Origin of the sequence: Phenylobacterium montanum, assembly GCF_018135625.1 — a bacterium.
Lineage (GTDB): Bacteria > Pseudomonadota > Alphaproteobacteria > Caulobacterales > Caulobacteraceae > Poindextera > Poindextera montana.
This window is the reverse complement of record NZ_CP073078.1, coordinates 1,698,856-1,714,756: the sequence shown is the minus strand read 5'-3', so window position 1 is coordinate 1,714,756 and position 15,901 is coordinate 1,698,856. Positions and strand designations below refer to the sequence as shown.

The 15,901-nt window shown below is 68.2% G+C and carries 15 protein-coding genes; 10 read left to right on the top strand and 5 right to left on the bottom strand.

The annotated features are described in order from the left end of the window. Positions 1-135: 135 nt before the first annotated feature. The 5 genes from KCG34_RS07535 (at position 136) to KCG34_RS07515 (ending at position 5,740) form a co-directional block, all read left to right on the top strand. On the top strand, positions 136-1,635 hold the full coding sequence (locus KCG34_RS07535) for a methyl-accepting chemotaxis protein (RefSeq protein WP_211939765.1): 1,500 nt from the start codon (positions 136-138) through the stop codon (positions 1,633-1,635). Between the two features lie 44 nt (positions 1,636-1,679). Further along, positions 1,680-2,144, top strand: a complete 465-nt coding sequence (locus tag KCG34_RS07530) for a chemotaxis protein CheW (RefSeq protein WP_211939764.1) — start codon at positions 1,680-1,682, stop codon at positions 2,142-2,144. A gap of 143 nt (positions 2,145-2,287) precedes the next feature. Beyond that, a complete protein-coding gene (locus KCG34_RS07525; RefSeq protein WP_211939763.1) occupies positions 2,288-3,784 on the top strand; it encodes a methyl-accepting chemotaxis protein in 1,497 nt (498 codons plus the stop codon). Between the two features lie 205 nt (positions 3,785-3,989). Beyond that, complete coding sequence (locus tag KCG34_RS07520; RefSeq protein ID WP_211939762.1) at positions 3,990-5,360, top strand: hypothetical protein; 1,371 nt, start codon at positions 3,990-3,992, stop codon at positions 5,358-5,360. Further along, positions 5,345-5,740, top strand: a complete 396-nt coding sequence (locus KCG34_RS07515) for a c-type cytochrome (protein ID WP_211939761.1) — start codon at positions 5,345-5,347, stop codon at positions 5,738-5,740. Before KCG34_RS07520 ends, KCG34_RS07515 begins: the two co-directional genes overlap by 16 nt. 7 nt (positions 5,741-5,747) lie before the next feature. Here the strand turns inward: KCG34_RS07515 and KCG34_RS07510 are convergent, their stop codons facing one another. From KCG34_RS07510 to arsC, 5 genes are all read right to left on the bottom strand, one after another. After that, entirely contained in the window at positions 5,748-7,196 is a 1,449-nt protein-coding gene (locus KCG34_RS07510) for a multicopper oxidase family protein (RefSeq protein ID WP_211939760.1), read from the bottom strand. Between the two features lie 16 nt (positions 7,197-7,212). Beyond that, positions 7,213-7,545, bottom strand: coding sequence for a hypothetical protein (locus tag KCG34_RS07505; protein WP_211939759.1), 333 nt, complete (start codon positions 7,543-7,545; stop codon positions 7,213-7,215). Further along, the gene (locus tag KCG34_RS07500; RefSeq protein ID WP_211939758.1) at positions 7,546-8,109 is read right to left on the bottom strand and encodes a hypothetical protein; all 564 of its coding nucleotides are present in this window, start codon (positions 8,107-8,109) and stop codon (positions 7,546-7,548) included. Between the two features lie 33 nt (positions 8,110-8,142). Next, entirely contained in the window at positions 8,143-8,676 is a 534-nt protein-coding gene (locus KCG34_RS07495) for a hypothetical protein (protein WP_211939757.1), read from the bottom strand. A gap of 119 nt (positions 8,677-8,795) precedes the next feature. Next, positions 8,796-9,152 carry an arsenate reductase (glutaredoxin) gene (gene arsC, locus KCG34_RS07490; protein ID WP_211939756.1) on the bottom strand — a complete coding sequence of 119 codons (357 nt, stop codon included), beginning with the start codon at positions 9,150-9,152 and terminating at the stop codon, positions 8,796-8,798. Positions 9,153-9,276: 124 nt separating this feature from the next. On the opposite strand from arsC, the gene KCG34_RS07485 reads away from it, so the two are divergent. From KCG34_RS07485 to KCG34_RS07465, 5 genes are all read left to right on the top strand, one after another. Continuing rightward, positions 9,277-9,819 carry a TMEM165/GDT1 family protein gene (locus KCG34_RS07485; RefSeq protein WP_249138258.1) on the top strand — a complete coding sequence of 181 codons (543 nt, stop codon included), beginning with the start codon at positions 9,277-9,279 and terminating at the stop codon, positions 9,817-9,819. 44 nt (positions 9,820-9,863) lie between these two features. Continuing rightward, positions 9,864-10,823: a glycosyltransferase family 2 protein gene (locus KCG34_RS07480; protein ID WP_211939755.1), complete on the top strand. Its 960-nt coding sequence runs from the start codon at positions 9,864-9,866 to the stop codon at positions 10,821-10,823. A 169-nt stretch (positions 10,824-10,992) separates the two neighbouring features. Further along, the gene (locus tag KCG34_RS07475) at positions 10,993-12,882 is read left to right on the top strand and encodes a phosphoenolpyruvate carboxykinase (GTP) (RefSeq protein WP_211939754.1); all 1,890 of its coding nucleotides are present in this window, start codon (positions 10,993-10,995) and stop codon (positions 12,880-12,882) included. 27 nt (positions 12,883-12,909) lie between these two features. After that, positions 12,910-13,788: a CPBP family intramembrane glutamic endopeptidase gene (locus KCG34_RS07470; RefSeq protein WP_211939753.1), complete on the top strand. Its 879-nt coding sequence runs from the start codon at positions 12,910-12,912 to the stop codon at positions 13,786-13,788. Positions 13,789-13,899: 111 nt separating this feature from the next. Beyond that, positions 13,900-15,900 carry an acetyl-CoA carboxylase biotin carboxylase subunit gene (locus tag KCG34_RS07465; protein ID WP_211939752.1) on the top strand — a complete coding sequence of 667 codons (2,001 nt, stop codon included), beginning with the start codon at positions 13,900-13,902 and terminating at the stop codon, positions 15,898-15,900. Position 15,901 lies beyond the last annotated feature (1 nt).

Here is a 15,901-nt window from a genome sequence, read left to right as displayed (position 1 = left end):
GCGCCCTAGTCCTCAAGGGCGAGTGTTCTTTCGCAGCCGCTCTTTAAGCCCTCTTAACCATAAGCCGGCCTAATCGAGAGGCGCCGCGAATCTCTTTCGCGCGGCGCCGGGATTCGAACATCAGGGGCGGCGGGCATGGGTCTTTTCGGCGGCAACCGGGCGAGCGAACAGCAGGCCACGAGGATGGCCGAGTTGGAGGCGATGAGCGCCGCCATCCAGCGCGCCCAGGCCGTGGTGGAGTTCGACCTGGACGGGACCATCCTCGACGCCAACGACGCCTTTTTGCGCGCCACCGGCTATGCCCTTTCTGACCTAAAGGGCCGCCGCGACAGCAACTTCGTCCGCCCGGATGAAGCTCAAGGCGCCGACTACAAGGCTTTCTGGCGCGCCCTGGCCGACGGCCAGTCCAAGAGCGGCAAGTTCCAGCGCCTGGGCCGCGGCGGCTCGGAGGTGGCTTTCGCCGGCGCCTTCTGCCCGGTCTCCGGCAAGGCTGGCCGCACCGACAAGATCGTGGCCGTGCTGACCGACATCACCCGCGCCGAACGCGACCAGGGCCGCGCCGAGAGCGAGCGCCGCCAGAGCGAGGAGGCCGAGGCCCTGGTGGTGCAGGTGCTGGGCGACGCCCTGCAGCGTGTCGCCGGCGGCGACCTCGGCGCGCGCATCGACGCCTCCCTGCCGGGCCGCTTCCAGGACATCCGCAGCGATTTCAACCAGGCGATCGACAGCCTCGCCCAGACTATGCGCTCCATAGCCGAGGCGGCCAACGGCCTGCGCAACGGCTCGGAGGAGATCGCCGGGGCCTCGGACGACCTGTCGCGCCGCACCGAGCAGCAGGCCTCGAGCCTGGAGCAGACCGCCGCGGCCCTCGATCAGGTCACCGCCACGGTCAAGCGCAGCGCCGAGGGCGCCAAGCAGGCCAACGCCGCCGCGTCGGGCGCGAAGGATGATGCGGTGCGCTCGGGCAAGGTGATGGACGAAGCCGTCGCGGCCATGGGCGAGATCGAGCAGAGCTCGGGCCAGATCAGCCAGATCATCGGGGTGATCGACGAGATCGCCTTCCAGACCAATCTCCTGGCCCTGAACGCGGGCGTCGAAGCAGCGCGGGCGGGCGACGCCGGCCGCGGCTTCGCGGTGGTCGCCCAGGAGGTGCGGGCCCTGGCCCAACGCTCGGCCGAGGCGGCCAAGGAGATCAAGGCCCTGATCGCCTCCAGCTCCGAACAGGTGCAGCGCGGGGTGAAGCTGGTGGGCGACACCGGCCAGGCGCTGGGCGGCATCGTCGCCAAGGTCAGCGAGATCGACAGCCTGATCGCCGAGATCGCCAAGTCCAGCCAAGAGCAGGCCCAGGGCCTCTCCCAGGTCAACACCGCGGTCAACCAGATGGACCAGGTGACCCAGCAGAACGCCGCCATGGTCGAGGAGGCCACCGCCGCCGCCGCCAGTCTGAAGGCGGAGGCCATGGAACTGGCCTCTCTGGTCAGCCGCTTCGACAGCGGCCGCGGCGGCTCGCGCATCGAGCTGGCTCAGGCCGGCCGCCACGCTCCCGCCCGTAACCCGGTCGGCCAGGCCCAGGCCAGGCTGGCCGCCTCGATACGTAACAAGCCCGCCGCCTCCGGCGGCGATTGGCAGGAATTCTAGTTCCCGTCCGCAAGCCAGGCCCCAGATCCATTGGACATGCGCCCATGAACGACACCGCCGCCTCCTCCGACGCCGTCCTCGAATTGATCTCCTTCGAGATCGCCGAGCAGGAATTCTGCATCGACATCCGCACGGTGCGCGAGATTCGTGGCTGGACCCCGGCCACGCCCATGCCGCAGACGCCGGACTATGTCAGCGGCGTGATCAACCTGCGCGGCGCGGTGATCCCGGTGCTGGACCTCAGAAACCGCCTGGGCCTGGGCCGCACCGATCCCTCCTCGCGGCATGTCACCGTGGTGGTGCAGCACGAGGATCGCATCGTCGGCCTGCTGGTCGACGGGGTGCAGGAGACCTTCCAGGTCGAGGCCAGCCTGTTCAAGCCGCCGCCGGCCATGGGTTCGACCGCCACGGATCGCTTCGTCGACGCCATCCTGCCGATGGAAGGGCGGATGCTGAGCCGCTTGGTGGTCGGCGCCCTGCTGCCGGCGGAGCAACGGCACGCCGCCTGATGCGACCGGACCCATCGACCTGAGAACTACCTGATGTGGCAAGTCACCACATTACTTCTTAAGGTATAAATGTCTAGCTTGTCGCGCACATAGGGTCAGCGGCGACGAACATCTCGCCGAGGCCATAACCAGGGGAGTTCGTCATGTCTCTCTTCGGCGGCGCCCGCGCGCCCGACGCCCGCTCGGTGGAACGCATCTCCGAACTCGAAGCCATGGTCGCGGCGATCAACCGCTCGCAGGCGGTGATCGAGTTCGAGCTCGACGGCACCATCGTCGACGCCAACGAGAACTTCCTGAAGACCATGGGCTACGCCCTGTCCGAGGTGAAGGGCCGGCGCCACAGCATGTTCGTCAGTCCGGAATACGCCGATAGCGCCGAGTATCGCGCCTTCTGGCGCCAGCTGGGCGAAGGCCGGTTCTTCGTCGACAAGTTCCAGCGGGTCGGCAAGGGCGGCCGCGAGGTCTGGATCCAGGGCGCCTACAACCCCGTGCTGGACAAGGCCGGGCGGCCCTACAAGGTGGTCAAGTTCGCCACCGACATCACCCAGGCCGAGCTGGAGCGCGCCGCCCGCGAGGCGGGCCGCGAGAGCGAAGAGCAGATGAACACCGTGGTCACGGCCATGGCCGAGGGGCTCCAGCGTCTGGCGGACGGGGACCTGACCGCGCGCATCGACGCCGATTTCGCCGGGCGCTACCGGCGGATGCGGGAGGACTTCAACCGCGCCACCGAAAGCCTGCGCGAGGCGGTGATCGGCATATCCCAGGCGTCGGACGGACTGCGCACCGGCGCCGACGAGATCGCGGGGGCCTCGGACGACCTGTCGCGCCGCACCGAGCAGCAGGCCGCCAGCCTGGAGGAGACCGCCGCGGCCCTCGATGAGATCACCGCCACGGTCAAGCGCAGCGCCGACGGCGCCAAGGCCGCCACCGCCGCCGCCTCCGAGGCCAAGGCCGACGCCACCCGCTCGGGCCAGGTGATGGGCGACGCCATCGCCGCCATGAGCGAGATCGAGGAAAGTTCGGGTAAGGTCACCCAGATCATCGGCGTGATCGACGAGATCGCCTTCCAGACCAACCTTTTGGCCCTGAACGCCGGCGTCGAAGCGGCGCGGGCGGGCGACGCCGGCCGCGGCTTCGCCGTCGTGGCCCAGGAGGTGCGGGCCCTGGCCCAGCGCTCGGCCGAGGCCGCCAAGGAGATCAAGGCCCTGATCGCCTCCAGCTCGGACCAGGTGCAGCGCGGAGTGAAGCTGGTCGGCGACACCGGCGAGGCGCTCGGCGGCATCGCGGTCAAGGTCAGCCGGATCGACACCCTGATCGCCGAGATCGCCCAGTCGAGCCAGGAGCAGGCTGTGGGCCTCAGTCAGGTCAACACCGCCATCAACCAGATGGACCAGGTGACCCAGCAGAACGCCGCCATGGTCGAGGAAGCCACCGCCGCGGCCGCCAGCCTCAAGGGCGAGGCTGCGGCCCTGGCTGAACTGGTCGGCCGGTTCAAGGCCGGGCAGAGCCCCGGCGCAGGCCGAATGGAACTGGCGCGGGCGGGCCGCCATGCCCCGGTCCGCAGCCCCGTGGCCCAGGCGCAGGCGCGCATCGCCGCCTCGGTTCGCGGCGCCTCGAACGGGGACTGGCAGGAGTCCTGATCTCCTTGCGATCCCGTCGCCAGCTTATCGACGGCAGGCGCGTGTGGAGCGCCCCCGTGGGCGACCCCGGCCGTCGGCTGGACGAAAGACAACCGTCCAGCCGCACACCTCCACTACGTCTTCAAAGTTTGACGCAGGTCAAGGTTGACCCGGCCGCGGCGGCGCATGGTCCGACTCGACGCTGATACAGCGTAGGGGAAAAGACATGCGTATCGAACGGCATGCCTCGCTTCGAGCGAGCCTAAAACTCTTTGTGGCGCCGGCCGCAATTCTCGCCGCGCTCGCCTTCGGGGCCCGCCCGGCCGGGGCCGTGCCCGCATTCGCGGCGCAGATCGGCCAGCCTTGCCAGGCCTGCCACGTCGGCGGGTTCGGCCCGCAGCTGACGCCGTTTGGGCGCGAGTTCAAGCTGCACGGCTATACCCAGCGCAATGGCGACTTCAATGTGCCTCTGTCGGCCATGGCCGTCGCCTCTTATGTGCGCACGCAGAAGGACCAGCCGCCGCCGGCGCCGCACTACGGACCCAACGACAACGCCAGCCTGGATCAGTTCAGCCTGTTCTTCGCCGGCGGCTTTGGCCAGCATCTCGGCGCCTTCATCCAAACCACCTATGACGGGATCGGCCGGGCCTTCACCTGGGACAACCTCGACATCCGGGCGGTGACCACCACCTCAGTCAAAGGGCATGACGTGCTCCTGGGCGCGAGCCTGAACAACAATCCCACGGTCCAGGACGCCTGGAACACCACACCCGCCTGGGGCTATCCCTATACCAGCTCAGGCATGGCCCCCGGGCCGGCCGCAAGCCCCCTGATCAACGGGGCCCTGGCGCAGACCAGCCTTGGGGCCACCGCCTATGCCTGGATCGACGACAGGTTCCTGGTGGAAGGCGGCGCCTACGGCTCGCCCGGCGCCACCACCCTGCTCCGCCTGGGCTCCGACCCGACCTCGCCCGGCGACATCAAGGGGCTCGCGCCCTACGGCCGCATCGCCTACCAGCAGATGGTCAAGGAAGGCGTGCTCGAGGTCGGCGCCTTCGGCATGCAGGCGGACATCCACCCGGGCCTGGACCGGACCACGGGGACTACGGATAGCTATACCGACCTCGGGGTCGACGCCTCGTACATCAAGACCCTGGCCAGCACCGACGTCGTCACCTTCAACGCCCGCTATACGCACGAGCATCAGTCGCTGAAGGCCAGCTGCATCCTCGCCGAGACCACGCCGGCCGGCTGCGCCAGCAACGAGATGAACGATATCCGCGCCGACGCCTCCTACTACTGGCGCAACAAGATCGGCGGCACCGTCTCGGTGTTCGACACCTTCGGCTCGTCCAACCCGTTCATCTACGCCGGCAACCGCACCTTCAAGCCGGACAGCACCGGTGTCACGCTGCAGCTCGACGGAACGCCCTGGGGCGCCGGCCACTCGCCGTTCGGCCAAAGGTTCAATATGCGGGTGGGCCTGCAATACACCTTCTACACCACCTTCAACGGGGCCGGCTCGAACTGGGACGGCGCCGGCTCCAACGCCTCCGACAACAATACCTTCAGGGTGTTCACATGGTTCGCCTACTGATCCATCGGCGCCGCCGAGAGGCGGCGCTCATCTTGGCGGCTGGTCTTCTGGCGGCCCTGCCGGCGGCCGCGGCCGACGCCTCTCACGGCAAGACCGTCTTCTCGGCGCAATGCAGCATGTGCCACACGGCCCAGCGCGGCGGCATGGTCCTGTTGGGCCCGAACCTGTTCGGGGTGGTGGGCCGCACCGCCGGCGGCGTCCCCGGCTACAACTACTCTCCGGCGATGAAGGCGGCGGGCTTCGCCTGGTCGGACGAGAAGCTGAAGGACTACCTGGCCGCGCCCAACAAGATGCTGCCCGGGATCAAGATGACCTATGGCGGGGTCAAGAATCCCGCCCAGCTGGACGACCTGGTGGCCTATCTGGACTCCCTGAAGTGACCTTAGGCTAGGCCTCGTAGTCGAACAGGGCCATGAAGCCGAAGTCCATGTGCAGCTGCTGGTGGCAGTGGAACAGCGTGCGCCCGGGATTGTCGGCGACGAAGTCGATCTCGGCCGTCTGGTAGCCGCCCAGCATGACCACGTCCTTCATGACCCCGCCGCCGGCCTTGCCGCCGATGCGGGCCAGCTCGAAGCTGTGCCGGTGCAGGTGAACGGGGTGGATGTCGTCGCTGGCGTTGCGTAGCCGCAGGCGGTAGCGCGCGCCGCGCTTCAGTTTGAATATCGCCGCCATCGCCTGGTCGTCGAAGGCCGTCCCGTTGATGGTCCAGCGGTTGAAGCCCGCCAGCGCGGCGTTGTCCTTGGCGATGACCATGTCCAGGACCTGGTCGGGCGCAGCCGTCGCCTTCGCCTCGCCGAACAGGACATAGTCCCAGGGCGCCTTGGGCGGCGGCGTCCAGACCGGATCGCCGCCGAAGCCCGCGTACTCGACCACGATACCCATGCCATTCTTGCGATCGTCGTCGGCGGTGTCGCCCAGAATCCAGACGCCGGGGTGGTTCATCTCTACGATCGCCGAGACCCGTTCCGCCGTTCCCAGCCAGAGGACCGGGACCTCTGCGGGGTGCGGAACCGGATTGCCGTCCAGAGCCACCACCTGGAAGCTGTGGCCGGGCAGGGCGAGGCTGCGGATCTCGGTGGCGCTGCCGTTGACGACATGCAGCAGGACCCGCTCGCCCTGGCGGACACGGATCGGATCGCCATGGCCCAGCTTGCGTCCGTTGATCGAAAACAGGCCGTAGCCCACCTCGAATCCATGGGGCGTTCCCCGCGCCAGGGACGCGTTCATCGACGCCTCGCCCCGCGCCTTCAGGTCCGCATCGACGGACCCGGCCAGGAAGTCCATGGCCATGTCGCCGCCGCGGCTTAGGGTCGGCTGAAACTCCTTCAGCGTCAGGAACACTTCGCGGTCGTAGTGTCCCGGCTCGCGGTTCGGCTCGACATAGACCGGACCGACCTGGCCCGAATATTGGCCGGCTGCCAGGTCGCCATGGGCCTGCAGATGGCTGTGATAGAAGCGCAGGCCGGATGGGCCGGGGGTGAAGCGGATGCGCCGGGACCCATGCGCGGGGATGAAGGGCGTGCCTTCCTCGGCCGAGCCGTCCACGTCGACCGGCAGGAACTGGCCGTGCCAGTGCAATTGTTCGGGCGTGTCGGTGTCGTTGACGATGTCGACCGTCACCGGGCGGCCTTGCTGCAGGCGCAGCAGCGGCCCCGGGAACTGTCCGTTGTAGAGGGTGGTCGAGACGATCTTGTCGGGCGCTAGCTCCACCAGACCGGATGCGATGTGGATGGTGTGATCGGCTGGGCCGGCCGGTCCCTGACGCGCCTTGCAACTGGCCAGGCCCGCCGTCGCGGCGGCGGCTCCGGTCATGGCGAGCAGGTCTCGACGGCGCATGGCGCGGCCCCGGCGGTTATTTTCCGATCAGCAGGTCCGATAGCGGCGGAAAGGTCAACAGCCCGGCCGCCACCAGCATGGCGAGCGCTATGCGGCCAGCCGGGCCTAGCGCAATGTCCCGTCGGCGCCAGGCCCTGTCCAGGCCCGCCCAGAGCGCCAGCCAGCCGGCGACCGCCGCGAGGCTGACGCCGGAGAGGGGGCCGCTGGGCGGCCAGATGTCGAGCGCCTTCGCCGCCGCGGGCCACGCGTCGCCCAACATGCCGAGGAGAGCGAGCAACAGCGCGCCCGCGCCGGCCGAAAGCAGGGCTGCGGCGGCGGGGCCTGTCGGCGTCGACTCAGGTTCGGCCACCTATTTCTCCTGCAGCAGCACGATCGCCGGCCCGCCCCGGATCGGCGCGAACTTGTTGAGCATGGCGCCGAACAGCCCGGCCACGCCGGTCGCCACGAACGCTACGGCGACGAAGCCCAGCACGGCGTTGCGCAGGGCGCGCTGGCGGCCGAGCTGGGGGCCGTAGCGATGGAACAGATAGGCCGCCATGGTCGTGGCGATCGGCGCCAGCCACGCCACGTGCTCCTTCCACTCCATGCCGATCTCGTGCCAGCCGGCGGTGTGCGGGCTGGAGAGCAGCAGGGCGCGGGGATAGTCGGCGAGGTTCGCCCCGACGGGCGGATGCGCCCTGTACCAGGGATAGACGATGAACGCCCCCGAAAGCACGGTCAGCCAGGCCAACACCGCCATGCTGACCAGGTAGGCGCGGAACAGGCGCATGCGCTCGGCTTCGGCGGGCCAGCCCTCGCCCATCACCGCGGCGGCATAGACCACGCCGATGGCCCCGGAGAAGGCGAGCATGAACAGCGCGCCGAAACCCATGCCATGCAGCACGGTGATGAAGTCGCGGAAACTGATCTCCATCCGCTACGCCTCTCTGCCGCAGTCAGGCGGAGCCTATTGCGCCGGCAGCTTGGCGTGCAGGTAGTCGCCGATCATCACCACGGTCGGCTCCATCAGTTCGATGTCGTTCAGCGAGTCGGTGGCTGCAGCCTCGGCGAATTCGACGGCCTGCTTGTCGTGGGCTTTCAGGCCGGCCACTCGCAGGGCGTTCATGGCGTCGGTGACCCGGGTGTGCTCCTCGAAGATCAATTCGCGGTCCGCCTTGACCCGGTCGGTCATCTTCACCGCCCAGGCCATGTCGGGCGTCACCTTGCCGTCTGCGAGCACGGGCAGCAGCGTCAACGGCGGCAGGATGTATTCTTCCTCGCGCGCGATGTGCCGCCGAAAGAGGTCGACCGCCTTGCGCGCCTCGATCCCCACCGGCCCCTTGTGCTTCGCCAGGGCGCTCAGCCGCTCGAGGGTCTCGGCGTGCTCGACCGCGATCGATTGCGGTATTTCGTGGGGTCCCGCCTCGGCGCGCGCCATGCCGCCGGCGGCTGTCGCAACGACCGCCGCCAGAGCAAGGCAAACCTTCTTTGCTGTGAACATCGACGCCTCTCCGCCGGACGCGGCGGTGCGGCCATCGCACGGCGCCTCGGTCAAGGAACCATGCCCCAGAATCGCCGCCGCGAGGTTGACCTGGATCAAACGCCGGGACAGGCGCCGTATCAGAGAAGGTCGCGGACCTTTTCCATCGGCCGGCACAGCGCCGCGCCCTTGGGGCTGAGCACGATCGGGCGCTCGACCAGGATCGGATGGGCGACCATGGCGTCCAGGATGGTCTCGTCGCCGGCCTTGGGGTCGGTCAGGCCCAGTTCTTCCGCCGGCGTGCCGCGGACCCGGAGGATATCGCGCGGGGCGGCCCTCATCGCCTTCAGGATCTCTTTCAGCTGCGGCTTGGTCCAGCCGGCCTTGAGGTATTCCACCACCTTGGGCTCGTGGCCGGCCTCGCGGATCGCCGCCAGGGTATTGCGCGAGGTCCCGCAGCTGGGGTTGTGGAAGATGGTGATCTCGCCGGTCGCCATGCGCATGCTCCAAATCCGGGGCCACAGCGCGCGGCTTGTGGCAGGGTCGGCCAGCAGATACACGGACCGGCATTGATGCACTAGGCGGGGGGCGAAGGCGCTGGAACCGGTCCTGATTTCGGCGATGGTGGTCGCCCTGGCCGAGATCGGCGACCGCACGCAACTGCTCGCCATCGTCCTGGCGAGCCGGTTTCGCCGTCCCTGGCCGGTGATCGCCGGCATCCTCGTCGCCACCCTGGCCAATCACGGCCTGTCGGCCCTGGCTGGCTACCTAATCGCTGACCTCCTGCACGGGCGCTGGCTGCAATACGTGGTTGCGGCTTCCTTCTTCGGCACCGCGGTCTGGGCCCTGTTCCCTGACAAGGAGGAGGACGAGCCCAAGGAGGTCAGCCACTGGGGCGCCTTCGCCGCCACCGCTGTCGCCTTCTTCCTGGTCGAGATGGGCGACAAGACCCAGATCGCCACCGTCTCCCTGGCCGCCCGCTTCCACGACATCGCCCGCGTGGCCACAGGCACCACCATCGGCATGATGGCGGCCAATATCCCGGCGGTGTTCTTCGGCGAGGCGGCGACGCGCATCGCGCCGTTGAAGTATATCCGCCTGGCCGCCGCCCTGATCTTCGCGGGCCTTGGCGCCTGGACCCTGTTCGAGGCGATCAAGGGGTAGGGCGCGTCCAAGTTTCGCTAACCGCCGTCCCTTAAGGTCCGGGCATGGCGGCGCGCATCAGCCTGATCATTCCAACCCAGAGGCGGCCCGGGCCGCTGGCCCTGGCCGTGCGCTCGGCCCTGGCGCAGCAGGGCGTCGATCCGGCCGAGCTGGAGCTGGTGGTGGTCGACAACGACTCCGTCCCGTCGGCGAAAGCCGCAGTCGAGCGCTTGGCGACCGAGGCGCCGTTCCCGCTCGTCTATGTGCACGAGCCCAGCGCCGGGGTCGCCAACGCCCGCAATGCGGCGATGGAGCAGGCTGAAGGCGAACTGATCGCCTTTCTGGACGACGACGAGGAGGCGCCGCCGCATTGGCTGGCCAGCCTGCTGGCGGTCCAGGCGCGCTGGGACGCCGACGTGGTGTTCGGCCCGGTCCGCGCCCGCGCCCCGGCCCGGATCGTCCGGCACCGCGCCTATCTGGAGCAGTTCTTTTCCCGCAGCGATCCGGCGGCCGAGGGGCTGATCGACCACTACTATGGCTGCGGCGACAGCCTGCTTCGCCGGGCGGCCCTGGTCGACCCGAAGCGGCCCTTCTCGCCGGAAAGGAACAGGAGCGGCGGCGAGGATGATCTGCTCTTCGGCGCCCTGCAACGAGCGGGGAAGCGATTCGCCTGGGCGCCCGAGGCCTGGGTCTGGGAGGACCCGTCGCCGGAGCGGCTGGCCCTGGCCTATACCCTGCCGCGCGCCTTCGTCTACGGCCAGGGGCCGGTGGCGCACTGCGCCGCCGCCGATCCGCCGGATTGGGCGGGAATCCTGCGCTGGATGCTGATCGGCGCCGGCCAGGCGATCGTTTACGGGCTGCTCGCGCTGATTCTCTGGCTGCTGCGGCGGCCGGATCGGGCGTTCATGATGGACCGCGCCGCCCGCGGCCTCGGAAAAGTCTTCTGGGGCAAGAGATTCCGCATCAATTTCTATGGCCGCACAGTCTCTGATAACGCTGGACAAGATATTGCGAGTGATAGCTGAAGTCGGCGCCCAAAATTTGAGCGGCTTAATTTTCTGCTGAATTCTTGCGCGTATCGGCGACTTACGTAGCGGCGCTGCTTGCGGGGCCGGATGCGCTTTGGCATCCCTGTTGCATACGTATGCGCCTCGAGCGCATTCACTAACCCTGCATAGACATGAGGACGCCGTCATGCCCGCCGCCCTTGCCAAAGACGGCCAGACCCCGGCTTCCAGCGACATTCCGGGGCTCGCCGAGCCGCCCGTACGCCACAAACGCCTGATCGCCTGGGTGCGCGAGATCGCCGCCCTGACCCAGCCCGACGAGGTTCACTGGTGCGACGGTTCTGACGCGGAATGGAACATGCTGGCCGAACGACTGGTCCAGGCTGGCACGCTGAAACGTCTCGATTCGACCAAGCGGCCAAACAGCTTCTACGCCGTCTCCGATCCCCGCGACGTGGCCCGGGTCGAGAGCCGCACCTTCATCTGCTCCAAGGACCCAAAGGACGCCGGCCCGACCAACAACTGGCTCGATCCGGACGAGATGAAGGCGGACCTGAAGGACCTGTTCAAGGGCTGCATGCGCGGGCGCGTCATGTACGTCATCCCCTTCAGCATGGGTCCTGTGGGCTCGCCGATCAGCGCGCTCGGCGTCGAGATCAGCGACAGCGCCTATGTGGCGCTCTCGATGCGGGTGATGACCCGCATGGGCAAGCAGGCGCTGGACGCCATGGGCGAGGACGGCTTCTTCGTGCCCGCCGTACACTCGGTCGGCGCGCCGCTCGAGCCCGGCCAGAAGGACGTTCCCTGGCCCTGCAACGACATCAAGTACATCGTCCACTTCCCGGAAAGCCGCGAGATCTGGTCCTACGGCTCCGGCTACGGCGGCAACGCGCTCCTGGGCAAGAAGTGCTACGCCCTGCGCATCGCCTCGGTGATGGCCCGCGACGAAGGCTGGCTGGCCGAGCACATGCTGATCCTCAAGCTGACCTCGCCGGAAGGGCAGGTGAAATATATCGCCGCGGCGTTCCCTTCGGCCTGCGGCAAGACCAACCTAGCCATGCTGCAGCCGACCCTGGCCGGCTGGAAGGCCGAGACTATCGGCGACGACATCTGCTGGATGCGTTTCGGCGAGGACGGCCGGCTCTATGCGATCAATCCGGAGGCCGGCTTCTTCGGCGTCGCCCCCGGCACGGGCCTGGCGACCAATCCCAACGCCATCGCCACCCTGCACGCCAACAGCGTCTTCACCAACGTGGCCATGACCCCGGACGGCGACGTCTGGTGGGAGGGCCTGACCGAGGAGCCGCCGCCGGAACTGACCGACTGGAAGGGTCGCCCCTGGACGCCGGACTCGCCCGAGCCCGCCGCCCATCCCAACGCCCGCTTCACCGCCCCGGCCGGCCAGTGCCCGATCGTGGCGGAGGAATGGGAAGACCCGCGCGGGGTGCCGATCTCGGCCATCCTGTTCGGCGGGCGCCGCGCCAGCGCGGTTCCGTTGGTCACCGAGGCGCTCGACTGGCGCCACGGGGTGTTCATGGCCGCCAATGTGGCCTCGGAAGGCACCGCCGCGGCGGAGAACAAGGTCGGCGAGCTGCGCCGCGATCCCTTCGCCATGCTGCCCTTCTGCGGCTACAACATGGGCGACTATTTCGGCCACTGGCTCAGCATGGCCGACCGCGCGCCGGACGCCGCCAAGCTGCCGAAGATCTATTTCGTCAACTGGTTCCGCAAGGACGAGCGCGGCAAGTTCGTCTGGCCCGGCTATGGCGAGAACAGCCGCGTCTTGAAGTGGATCTTCGAGCGCCTGGACGGCGCCGCCGAGGCCCAGCAGACCGCCATCGGCCACCTTCCGACTCTGGCCTCGCTGGATCTATCCGGCCTGTCCCTGACCACCGAGCAGTTGGAGACCTTGCTTTCGGTGGATCCCGAAGTCTGGATGGAAGAGGCGGGCTTGATTCCCGCTTTCTACGAACGCTTCGAGGATCGCTTGCCCCAGGCCCTCTGGGACGAACTGGACGCTCTGAAAGGGCGGCTGCAGGCGGCCATGCAAGCCAGGCCGGAGCCTGCCCTGGTCTGAGCAAATTCGTCCGGCTTGGCTTGGCGAATGAGAAAGCTGTTCATGAATGCGCGAGGATTGCGCGCCGGTTGGCGCCTGCTGGCGGTTCTCGCGATCTTCTTCGGGCTCTCCAATGCGGCGGCTTGGCTGGTTCCCAGGCTGATCCCCATCGGCGACCGCACCGATCTCGATCCGATCGGCATGATCGCGGCCGAAACGACCAGCCTGCTGGTCGCGCTGGCCGCCATCGGCGTCATGGCGCTGATCGAGCGGCGCAGCCTTACGGCCTACGGTATTCCGTTGCGCAGCGCCTTCGGCAAGGATTTCTGGGTGGGCCTGGGCTGGGGCCTGGGCTCGACCACCGTGCTGGTCGGCCTGGTCGCCGCCCTTGGCGGATTCCATGTGACGGGACTGGCCCTCCATGGCGGCGAGGTCGGGCGCTATCTCGCCCTCTGGCTCTTGGCCAGCCTCCTGATCGGCTGGTCCGAAGAGGTGCAGTTCCGCAGCTATGTCCTGACCGTGCTCGGCGAAGGGATCGGCTACTGGCCGGCGGCGGTCCTCCTCTCCATCGGCTTTGGCGCGCTGCACTATTTCCTGAAGCCGCACGAGCGCTGGGAGGATTTCGCCTCGACGGGGCTGCTGGGCCTGTTCATCTGCCTGACCTTGCGGCGGACCGGCGCCCTGGCCTGGGCGATCGGCTTTCACGCCGCCTTCGACTTCGCCAACCTGTTCATCTGGTCCGGGCAGAACGGCGGCCAGTTCGCCGTCGGCAAGCTGCTGGATGTGCGCTGGCCAGGTCCTGACTGGCTGACCGGCGGCTTTTTGGGGCCAGAGGCCAGCTGGATGGTTTTCCCGGTCATCGGCCTGATGTTCGTCCTGTTCCACCGGCTCTATCCGCAGCGCAAATTCCCGCCCGCGCTGACCTAGCGGCAGGGGCGTTTGACTGCCGTAGCGGCGAGGTCACTATACGGGCCGCCTCGTTGTCAAAGCGCCGCATCGGCGCGGCCGCGGGGGTGACGGTGTGGAGCTAAAGGCCTGATGTTCTCCAAGATTCTGATCGCAAACCGGGGCGAGATCGCGGTTCGCATCATCAAGACCTGCCGCCGGCTGGGGGTTAAGACGGTGGTGGTCTATTCGGAGGCCGACGCCGACAGCCTGGCGGTGGAGATGGCCGACGAGGTGGTGTTGATCGGTCCGGCGCCCGCCAATCAGTCCTACCTCGTCGCCGACAAGATCATCGACGCCTGTAAACAGACCGGCGCGGAAGCCATCCACCCGGGCTTCGGCTTCCTGTCGGAAAAGGCCGAATTCGCCCAGCGGTGCGCCGACGAGGGGATCGTGTTCATCGGCCCCAATCCCGGCGCCATCCAGGCCATGGGCGACAAGATCGAGTCCAAGAAGTTCGCCGCCAAGGCCGGGGTCTCCTGCGTGCCCGGCCATATCGGCGAGATCGACGACACCGCCCACGCCGTGCGCATCTCCGAAGAGATCGGCTATCCGGTGATGATCAAGGCCTCGGCCGGCGGCGGCGGCAAGGGCATCCGCGTCGCCTGGAACCGCAAGGACGTCGAGGAGGGCTTCCCCGCCGTCCGCGCCGAGGCCAAGGGCGCCTTCGGCGACGACCGCATCTTCATCGAGAAGTTCATCGAAAGCCCGCGTCACATCGAGATCCAGGTCTTGGGCGACAAGCACGGCCACGTGGTGCACCTGTTCGAGCGCGAATGCTCGATCCAGCGCCGCAACCAGAAAGTCATCGAAGAGGCGCCCTCGCCCCTGCTCGATGAGGAGACCCGCGCCGCCATGGGCGCTCAGGCCGTCGCCCTGGCCCAGGCCGTGAACTACGACAGCGCCGGCACGGTCGAGTTCGTCGCCGGCCAGGACAAGAGCTTCTACTTCCTGGAGATGAACACCCGCCTGCAGGTCGAGCATCCGGTGACCGAACTGATCACCGGCCTGGATCTGGTCGAGCAGATGATGCGCGTCGCCGCCGGCGAGCCGCTGGCGTTCGGGCAAGGCGAGCTCAAGATCAACGGCTGGGCGGTGGAGAGCCGGATCTATGCCGAGGACCCCTATCGGAAATTCCTGCCCTCGATCGGCCGCCTGGTCCGCTACGACCCGCCGGCCGAGGGCGCCCATTCCGCCTACACCGTGCGCAACGACGCCGGGGTGCGCGAGGGCGACGAGATTTCGATGTTCTACGACCCGATGATCTCCAAGCTCTGCACCTGGGCCCCGACCCGGGCGGGGGCGATCGCCGGCATGGGCCGGGCGCTGGAGGACTTCCACATCCAGGGCCTGGGCCACAACGTCGCCTTCCTGGCCGCGGTGATGGATCAGGAGCGGTTCCAGTCGGGCCAGCTGGCCACCAGCTATATCGCCGACGAGTTCCCCGAGGGCTTTGCCGGGACCGAGCCGACCGCGTTCCAGGCCGACGCCATGACCGCAGCGGCGGTGTTCATGCACCGCAAGCAGGCCGCCCGCGCGCGCAAGGTGGGCAACGGCCTCGCCGGCCCCCTGACCCGCACCGAATGGGTGGTGGCGGTCGGCAAGGCCAAGCGCCAGGTCACCGTCGCCGAAGCGGATGGCGCGCTGGAGATCGCCCTGGCCGAGGAGGCGCGCAGCCTGCGCCTGACCGATGTCGAATGGGTTCCGGGCCGTGGCCCGTTCAAGGGCGTCTTGGGCGGCGAGCCTTTCACCGTCGAGGTCGCGCCGGCCGGCGAGGGCTTCGTCATCCGCCACCGCGCCGCCAAGGAGCGGGTGCTGGTGCTGACCCCGCTTTCGGCCGAGCTGCACGACCGGCTGCCGGAGAAGCAGAAGGCCGACACCTCAAAGCTGGTGATCTCGCCCATGCCGGGCCTGGTCGTCTCGATGGACGTGGCGGTCGGCCAGACGGTGCGCGAGGGCGAGATCGTCTGCGTGATCGAGGCGATGAAGATGCAGAACATCATCCGCGCCGAACGCGAGGGGGTGGTGAAGACGGTAGGCCCCAAGGCCGGCGACAGCGTCGCCGCCGACGAGGTGCTGGTGGAGTTCGCGTAAA